The sequence below is a fragment of the Kitasatospora sp. NPDC059146 genome (assembly GCF_042786665.1).
GTDB lineage: Bacteria > Actinomycetota > Actinomycetes > Streptomycetales > Streptomycetaceae > Kitasatospora.
In genome coordinates this window covers 1-7950 of sequence record NZ_JBHZCY010000221.1, presented here as the reverse complement: position 1 = coordinate 7950, position 7950 = coordinate 1, and the positions used below count along the sequence as shown (strand labels likewise).

The window sequence follows — 7950 nt, the reverse complement described above, 5'->3', positions numbered from 1 at the left end:
CCCGGGCGCAACAACTCTCCGCCCGTGCCTAACCGCGGGGCGGTGGGGTTCCCGGACCTCCACCCCGTCAACCGGGGCGGGAACGCCGAGGGGGCCCCGGCGCCCGCGCGCGGGGCCCCCGTCGGGGTGGGGATCCGCTCGGATCAGGCCTTGCCGTTGGCCGCGGTCTGCTCCGCGAACCGGACCAGGGTGCGCACCGCGCTCGCGGTGCCGCCCTTCGGGGTGTAGCCGAACGGGGCGCTCTCGTGGAACGCCGGGCCGGCGATGTCCAGGTGCGCCCAGTCGATGCCCTCGGCCACGAACTCCTGGAGGAACAGGCCGGCCACCAGGCCGCCGCCCATCCGCTCGCCCATGTTGGCCAGGTCGGCGATGGTCGAGTCGGTCATGCCCTTCTTGAGCTCGGCCGGCAGCGGCATCGGCCAGGACTGCTCGCCCACCTCGCCCGCGAGGGCGTGCAGGTTGTCGCGCAGCTCGTCGTTGTTGGCCATCACACCGAAGGTGCGGGTGCCCAGGGCCAGCACCATGGCGCCGGTCAGGGTCGCCACGTCGACGATGACGTCCGGGTTCTCCTCGCCGGCCTTGACGATCGCGTCGGCCAGCACCAGGCGGCCCTCGGCGTCCGTGTTCAGCACCTCGACGGTCTTGCCGCCGTACATGCGCAGCACGTCACCCGGGCGGGTGGCGGAGCCGGACGGCATGTTCTCGGCCAGCGCGAGCCAGGCGGTGACGTTGACGGTCAGGCCCAGGCGCTTGGCGGCCACCACGGCGGCGAACACGGCGGCGGCGCCGGCCATGTCGCACTTCATGGTCTCGTTGTGGCCGGCCGGCTTGAGCGAGATGCCGCCCGAGTCGTAGGTGATGCCCTTGCCGATGAAGGCCAGGGTCGCCTTGGCCTTCGGGTGGGTGTAGGCCACCTTCACCAGCCGCGGCGGGTTGGTCGAGCCGTTGCCGACGCCCAGCAGGCCGCCGAAGCCGCCCTTGGTCAGCGCCTTCTCGTCCAGGACCTCGACCTTGAGGCCGTGCTCCTTGCCGGCCGCCTGGGCGATCGCGGCGAAGCTCTTCGGGTTCAGGTCGTTCGGCGCGGTGTTGACCAGGTCGCGGGCGCGGTTCATCTCCTCGCCGATCGCGGTGGCCCGTTCCACGGCGGCCTTGGCGTCCTTGCTGCCCTTGCGGACGGTCAGCAGGACCAGCTCGCCGACCGGCTCCTTGCCGTTGCCGTTGCCCTTGTAGGTGCCGAAGGCGTACGAGCCGAGCAGGCTGCCGAGCGCGACCGCCTCGACCTCCTCCGCGGACTCGGCCGGCAGGGCCAGCGCGGCCTTCTTGACGCCGGCCAGGGCGCGGGCGGCGACACCGGCGGCGCGGCGCAGCGCCTCCAGGCCGTAGCCGTCCTCGGCCGCCTCGCCGAGGCCGACCGCGAGCACGAGCGCGGCCTTGAGACCGGCGGGGGAGGCGACCTTGACGGTCTCGCCCTCGGCACCGGTCGCGCCCAGGGTGCCGAGGATCTCGGCCAGCTTGCCCTCGAACGCCTCGTTCACGGCCTCGGCACCGGGGGCCAGCACGATCCCCTTGGGGCCCTTCGCGACACCGACCACCAGGGCGTCCGCGCGCAGCGAGGCGGCGGAGGAGGTGCTCACAGACAATGCAGTCACGTAATGCGTCCTGTTCTTTCGCGGTCCACGGCCGGTCGCGGCGTGACTGCCGCACCGGCGCAGCCCGCCGTCGCAGGCCGTCCGCCGGCGGGCCCTGCGGGTCCGGGCCCCCTGGCGCGCGCGCCCGCCGGAGCGGCCGCGCACACCAGAGGCCCCGGCTCCTCGGTGCGCGCCGGGCGGGCAGGACCTGCCACGGTGCAGGGCTGCGGTGCTCCACGCATGGTAGTCCGCATGGTGGGATCACGCGCCGCCCGGTGTCAGCCGAGCAACGCCAGGGCGAACAGCGTCCCGGTGGCGGCGGTCTCGGCCGTCGCGCCGAGCACGTCCCCGGTGATCCCGCCGAACCGGCGCACACACCGCGTGAGCAGCGGCCGGGCGCAGCCGACGCCGAGCACAACGGCCAGCGGGAGGCGCAGGGCTGACCATCCGTCGAACAGCCCGGGCGCGGCCACGAGGAGCGCGGCGGCCAGCGTCCCGGTGGCGGCCGCCGCGGGCGCGACGGTGCTCGCCACCATCGCCCCCAGCCCGCCCGGGCGCGCGGCCGGCACCGACCGCAGGCAGCCCCAGGCCAGTGCGCAGCGCGCGGCCACCGCCGAGGCGAGCACCGCGAGGGCGCCGCGCGGCGTCGACTGCCCGAACTGCCCGGCCAGGGCGGCGACCTGGGCGAGCAGCACCAGCAGCAGGGTCAGCACGCCGAACGGGCCGATGTCGGACTGCTTCATGATCCGCAGCGCGTCCTCGGCCGGCTTGCCGCTGCCCAGGCCGTCGGCGACGTCCGCCAGGCCGTCCAGGTGCAGCCCCCTGGTCAGCGCGGCGAGCACCCCCACCGCCGTCACCGCGGCGAGCAGTCCGCCCGCCCGCCAGGCCACCAGGGCGCCGGCCCCGGCCGCGATCGCGCCCAGGACCAGGCCGACCACCGGAGCCGCCGTCATCGCCCGGGCCGCCGCGGCCCGGTCCCACCGCTCGACCCGCACCCGCAGCACCGACAGCGTCCCGAACGCGAACCGCAGCCCTTCGCCCCACGTCGCCCGCACGCCGCCGTCGGCCATCGCTCCCACCACTCCTCCACCGGACCGGAACCGCACTCGAACCGCACCCGAACCGGACCCGAACCGGACCCGCGTCCGGGCCCCGCCGCCGCCACAGCAGAATCCCCGCGCCCCGAGGAAGGGACGCGGGGAGCCGCGCGAAGCGGGGGCCAGGGGGCGGGAGCCGGTCTCGGACGGCGCCCCGCCGCCGCGACAGCCGCTACAGCCTCCTGAGCAGGTCGGCGGCCGACGGCAGCTTCGGCTGCTCCTTCGGCGCCGAGGGGACGAACGGTCGGGGCGCCTCCTCCGCGAGCGCGTCGCCCGCGGCCTGGAGCAGCGGCAGCGCGAGCACCGCGCCGACGCCCTCGCCCAGGGTGATCCCCTGGTCCTGCAACGGCGTCAGGGTGAGCCGGTCGTACGCCTTCGCCTGGGCGGGCTCGCCGCTGGACTGCCCGGCCCGCCACCACTCCGGCGACCGGAAGGCGATCCGCTGCGCGACCAGCGCGCAGGCCGAGGAGACCACGCCGTCCAGCACCACCGGCAGCCGGCGGACGGCGGCCTGGAGCAGGAAACCGGTGATCGCGGCGAAGTCCGCCCCGCCGGTGGCGCCGAGCAGCGCCAGCTGGTCGCCGAGCACCGGGCGGGCCCGTCGCAGCGCGTCCCGGACGGTGGCGCACTTGACCATCCACACCCGGTCGTCGATGCCCGAGCCGCGTCCGCACACCGCGGCCGCGTCCGTCCCGCACAGCGCGCCGACCAGGACGGCGGCCACCGTGGTGGAGCCGACCCCGAGGTCGCCGAGCAGCACCAGGTCGGTGCCGGTGTCGGCCTCCTCGTCGGCCACGGCCATGCCGGCCCGGAAGGCCCGGACGGTCTCCTCCGGGGTGAGCGCGTCCTCGACGTCGATCCGGCCGGAGCCGCGCCGGATCCGGTGGGCGACCACCTCGTCCGGGAAGTCCGCCGGGTCGGTGTCCACCGCGACGTCGACGACCCGCACGTCGGCGCCGTAGCGCGCGGCCAGCCGGGCCACCGGGGCGCTGCCGTCGAGCACCGCCCGTACCCGGGCGGCGGTGCCGCCGTCGGCGGGCAGCCGGGAGACGCCGAGCGCGGCCACGCCGTGGTCGGCGGCGAACAGCAGCACCTTGGGCGCCGAGACCGGCCGCACCGGGGAGCGCCCCTGTACGGACGACAGCCAGCTGCCCAGCTCCTCCAACTTGCCCAGGCCGCCGCGCGGTCGGCCGGCTTCCTGCCAGCGTTCCTCGGCGGCCCGTCGGGCGCTGTCGTCGGGGCGCTCGACGAGCGAGGAGAACGTATCGAGATCCACGGTCGTGTCCATCGGTCGGAAGGCTACACGGCGGAGGTGTGCGGGCTCGGCTTGACCGTCAGAACCTGTCCCGCGACCACCAGCAGGACCCGCTCGGAGGCGTCCGCCACGGCCATGTTGAGCCGTCCGAGAGTGTCCCGGAACCGGCGGCCGGCGGCGGTCGCCGGGACGACGCCCATGCCGACCTCGTTGCTCACCGCGACGGCCGTCCGCCGGGTTCCGGCCCAGGCCGCGGCCAGTGCCTCGCAGCGGCGCTGCACCGCGGCCTCGCCGCCGGCCGCCCAGGCGTCGTCGTCCCAGGCGTCGCACGCGTCCATCACGGCGGTCAGCCACAGCGCCAGGCAGTCGACCAGCACCGGCGCCGGGTCGTCGGCGTCGGCGAGCACGGCCTCCAGGTCGCAGGTCTCGGCGGTGCGCCAGCTCGCCGGCCGGCGGTCCCGGTGCAGGGCGACCCGCTGGGCCCACTCGGCGTCGCCGTCCCGGGTGCCGCCGGTGGCCACGTACAGGACGTCCGGGTGCTCGGCGAGCAGCTGCTCGGCGCGGGTGGACTTGCCGGAGCGCGCGCCGCCGAGCAGCAGCGTGCGGGGGAGCGGGGGGTGGGTCGCCATGCCGCCCATCCTGCCCGACAGGCATACGGAAGATCGGGCCGGGCAGGCTAACCTGCGCAGCACACAAGGCAGCGTCAGTGGGAGGAGCCGGGCATGGTCTGGACGTGGCGGTACGAGAAGGCGGACGGCAGCGCGGTGGCGTCGACCCTCGGGCAGGAGGAGTTCGCCGGCCAGGGCGACGCCGAGACCTGGATCGGGGAGAGCTGGAAGCAGCTCGCCGAGGAGGGCGTGGACAACGCCGTCCTGCTGGACGACGACCGGGTGATCTACTCGATGAGCCTGCACGAGGGCTGAGCCCGGGGGCTCACTTCGCGCCGATCACGTGCAGCAGCGCCGCGACCTGCCGGTACGGGTCGGTGCGGCCGGCCCGGTCCTCGGCCTCCAGCAGCTGGGCCAGCTGCCGCCCGTCCACCGGCGGGGCGGCGTCGTCGGGCGCGTTGTCGGTGAAGACCCGGACGCCGTACCAGTGCCGGACCGGCACCGAGACCTCGGAGAGGGTGACGGTCAGGTCGGCGAGCCGGTCGGCCCGGGCGGCCAGTCCGAGCCGGTTGTAGTACCGGTCGCTCTCGAAGGCGTGCAGGGCGGCCCGCCAGTCCCCGGCGGCGGCGGGCCGCAGCGCGAGCGCGTCGCCGTTGCGCACCAGCAGCGAGAGCAGCCCGCCCGGCGCCAGCAGCCGGGCCAGCGAGGCGATCATCGGGTCCGGGTCCGGCAGGTACATCAGGACGCCGTGGCAGAGCACCACGTCGAAGCTGCGCGGGCCGAACCAGCGCCCGCACTGGTGGCCGTCGCCGCTGAGCAGCTGCAGCCGGCCGCGCACCTCGGGCGGTTCCTCGGCGAGCGCCCCCTGGGCGACGCCGAGCGCGACCGGGTCGGAGTCGATCCCGGTGACGTAGTGGCCGGCCCGGGCCAGCCGCAGCGCCTGGGTGCCCTGTCCGCAGCCGATGTCCAGGACCCGCTGGGCGGTGCGGCCGGTGAGCTGCTCGGCGAGCTGCCGGGAGACGAGCTCCTGCCGGACGAAGTTGCGCAGTCCGCCGAGCCGGTCCAGCCAGGCGGCGGTGCCGCCGGCGAAGGAGCCGCTGCGGGAGGGCAGCCGACGCTCCTGACCGAGCCGGTCGTGGCCGCCGTCCCCCTGTCCGGGCAGTGCGTAGAGGCCGGGCCCCTCCCAGGAAGGCGGGGCCCAGCCGGAGTCCACCGGTTCGGCGGTCAGGGCTTCTCTCCGCGCCGCACCTGCGGCTTGGGCAGGCGCAGCCGGCGCATCTGCAGGGTGCGCATGATGCCGTAGGCGACCACGCCGCGGGTGTTCTGCCCGGCGAAGCGCTCGCCCAGCTGCTTGCGCAGGCCGAGGCCCAGGCGGACGAAGTCCAGGATCACCAGGACGAAGAACAGCAGGAACAGCAGCGTGGACAGCAGCTGCAGCGCGGGCACCTTGACGATGCTCAGCACCAGGATGACCACGGCGGCCGGCAGGAAGAACTCGGCGAGCGACCAGCGGGAGTCCACGTAGTCGCGGGCGAACTTGCGCACCGGCCCCTTGTCGCGGGCCGGCAGGTGGCGCTCGTCGCCGTCGATCAGCGCCTGGCGCTGCTTCTCGCGCTCGCTGCGCATCCGCTCGCGCGCCTGGCGGGAGGCCTCCTTGCGGTCCTTGGGCACCACGACCCGGGTGCGCCGGTTGGCCTCGGCCTCGCTGCGCTTGGGGGTGGGGCGGCCCTTCTTGGCCTGCGGGTGGCGGGCCTGGGGCGTCTCGTCCTCCAGCACGGTGGCGGAGGCGGCGGCATCATCTGAACGGCGTCGGAACACACCCCCAGCGTACGGGGTGCGGCGCCGCGACCACGGGTCCCCTCGGACCCAAACGCGTATCGATCCGTTCGGCCGCGTTCGGACCGGGGTCTCCCCCGCTCTTCCCGTAGGGGATCAATCGGATGGAGTATGGGGAGGATGAGGGGCGGATCCACCCGGGGGATGAGGATCTGCCCCTGGTCGCTGTAGCAGTCTTGTTGCAGGCAGGTGCACTGCGGCGAAGGGCTCGCTGCACATACACTCGTCGTGTCTGGTAACGAGATTTAAGACCGCAGGCCGGAGAAGGGGGCACCCGAGGCCCATGAGCGACGGAATCATGAAGCGTATGGGGCTGATCTTCCGCTCCAAGGCGAACAAAGCCTTGGACCGGGCGGAGGATCCCCGTGAGACGCTCGACTACTCCTACCAGAAGCAGCTCGAACTGCTGCAGAAGGTACGGCGTGGCGTCGCGGACGTCGCGACCTCGCGCAAGCGCCTGGAACTCCAGCTGACCCAGCTCCAGCAGCAGTCGGCGAAGTACGAGGACCAGGGCCGCAAGGCGCTCTCCCTCGGCCGCGAGGACCTCGCTCGCGAGGCGCTGACCCGCAAGGCCAACATGCAGTCCCAGATCACCGATCTGGAGACGCAGTACCAGGCCCTGCAGGCCGAGGAGGAGAAGCTCACGCTCGCCTCCCAGCGGCTCCAGGCCAAGGTGGACGCCTTCCGCACCAAGAAGGAGACCATCAAGGCCACCTACACCGCGGCGCAGGCGCAGACCCGCATCGCCGAGTCCTTCTCCGGGATCTCGGAGGAGATGGGCGACGTCGGCCTGGCCATCCAGCGTGCCGAGGACAAGACGGCGCAGATGCAGGCCCGGGCCGGTGCGATCGACGAGCTGCTGGCCTCCGGCGCGCTCGACGACGCCAGCGGTCTCGGCCGCAAGGACGACATCGAGGCCGAGCTGGAGCGGGTGGCCGGCGGTTCCGACGTCGAGCTGGAGCTCGCCCGGATGAAGGCCGAGCTGTCCGGCGGCCCCGCCGCCGGTCCGGCCGCGATCGAGCAGGGCAAGCCGGCCCAGCAGCCGCAGCCGCAGGACGCGCACCCGCAGGACACCCCGCGGATCAACTACAACAAGTGAGCTGGAACCACCCACGAACCAGGAGAAGCGCAGCATGATCATGAGGGTCATGGGTGAGGGGCAGTTCGAGGTGGGCGAGGACCACCTGAACCTGCTCAACCAGCTCGACGACGAGCTGCTCACCGCGGTGGAGTCCGGCGACGAGGACACCTTTCGCCAGGCCTACGGCAAGCTGCTGGACGCCGTGAAGCAGTACGGCACCCGGCTTCCGGACGACTCGCTGGAGCCGTCCGAGCTGATCCTGCCGAGTGCCGAGGCGACCCTCGACGAGGTCCGGTCCCTCCTGCTCTCCGAGGGCGAGGGCGTCATCCCGGGCTTCCCCGAGTACGAGTAGCCGCGCGGCCGCTGCCAGACGAAAGGGCGGGTCCCCTCCAGGTGGAGGGGACCCGCCCTTTCGCTGCAGCTACTCGCCCGCTCGCCTCCGGGG

General features: G+C 74.2%; 9 protein-coding genes. 3 read left to right on the top strand and 6 right to left on the bottom strand.

Translation table 11 applies throughout. The annotated features are described in order from the left end of the window. Nucleotides 1–143: 143 nt before the first annotated feature. From ACFXPX_RS42905 to cobU, 4 genes are all read right to left on the bottom strand, one after another. Complete coding sequence (locus ACFXPX_RS42905) at nt 144–1649, bottom strand: leucyl aminopeptidase (protein WP_380403662.1); 1506 nt, start codon at nt 1647–1649, stop codon at nt 144–146. Between the two features lie 257 nt (nt 1650–1906). Further along, entirely contained in the window at nt 1907–2698 is a 792-nt protein-coding gene (locus ACFXPX_RS42900) for an adenosylcobinamide-GDP ribazoletransferase (RefSeq protein ID WP_380645019.1), read from the bottom strand. A 199-nt stretch (nt 2699–2897) separates the two neighbouring features. Continuing rightward, on the bottom strand, nt 2898–4013 hold the full coding sequence (locus tag ACFXPX_RS42895; protein ID WP_375892570.1) for a nicotinate-nucleotide--dimethylbenzimidazole phosphoribosyltransferase: 1116 nt from the start codon (nt 4011–4013) through the stop codon (nt 2898–2900). 11 nt (nt 4014–4024) lie between these two features. Next, nucleotides 4025–4609, bottom strand: a complete 585-nt coding sequence (gene cobU, locus ACFXPX_RS42890; protein ID WP_380522740.1) for a bifunctional adenosylcobinamide kinase/adenosylcobinamide-phosphate guanylyltransferase — start codon at nt 4607–4609, stop codon at nt 4025–4027. A gap of 93 nt (nt 4610–4702) precedes the next feature. Between cobU and ACFXPX_RS42885 the strand changes: the two genes are divergently transcribed. Next, nucleotides 4703–4903 carry a hypothetical protein gene (locus ACFXPX_RS42885; protein WP_360227960.1) on the top strand — a complete coding sequence of 67 codons (201 nt, stop codon included), beginning with the start codon at nt 4703–4705 and terminating at the stop codon, nt 4901–4903. 10 nt (nt 4904–4913) lie between these two features. Here the strand turns inward: ACFXPX_RS42885 and ACFXPX_RS42880 are convergent, their stop codons facing one another. Continuing rightward, nucleotides 4914–5654 (bottom strand): class I SAM-dependent methyltransferase, encoded by a 741-nt coding sequence (locus ACFXPX_RS42880; RefSeq protein WP_375892686.1) that lies wholly within the window; start codon nt 5652–5654, stop codon nt 4914–4916. A 158-nt stretch (nt 5655–5812) separates the two neighbouring features. Beyond that, a complete protein-coding gene (locus ACFXPX_RS42875) occupies nt 5813–6406 on the bottom strand; it encodes a DUF3043 domain-containing protein (RefSeq protein WP_375892567.1) in 594 nt (197 codons plus the stop codon). 316 nt (nt 6407–6722) lie between these two features. On the opposite strand from ACFXPX_RS42875, the gene ACFXPX_RS42870 reads away from it, so the two are divergent. Then, a complete protein-coding gene (locus ACFXPX_RS42870; RefSeq protein WP_380522739.1) occupies nt 6723–7523 on the top strand; it encodes a PspA/IM30 family protein in 801 nt (266 codons plus the stop codon). A gap of 34 nt (nt 7524–7557) precedes the next feature. Further along, a complete protein-coding gene (locus tag ACFXPX_RS42865) occupies nt 7558–7857 on the top strand; it encodes a hypothetical protein (RefSeq protein ID WP_350504571.1) in 300 nt (99 codons plus the stop codon). The last annotated feature ends 93 nt before the right edge of the window (nt 7858–7950 follow it).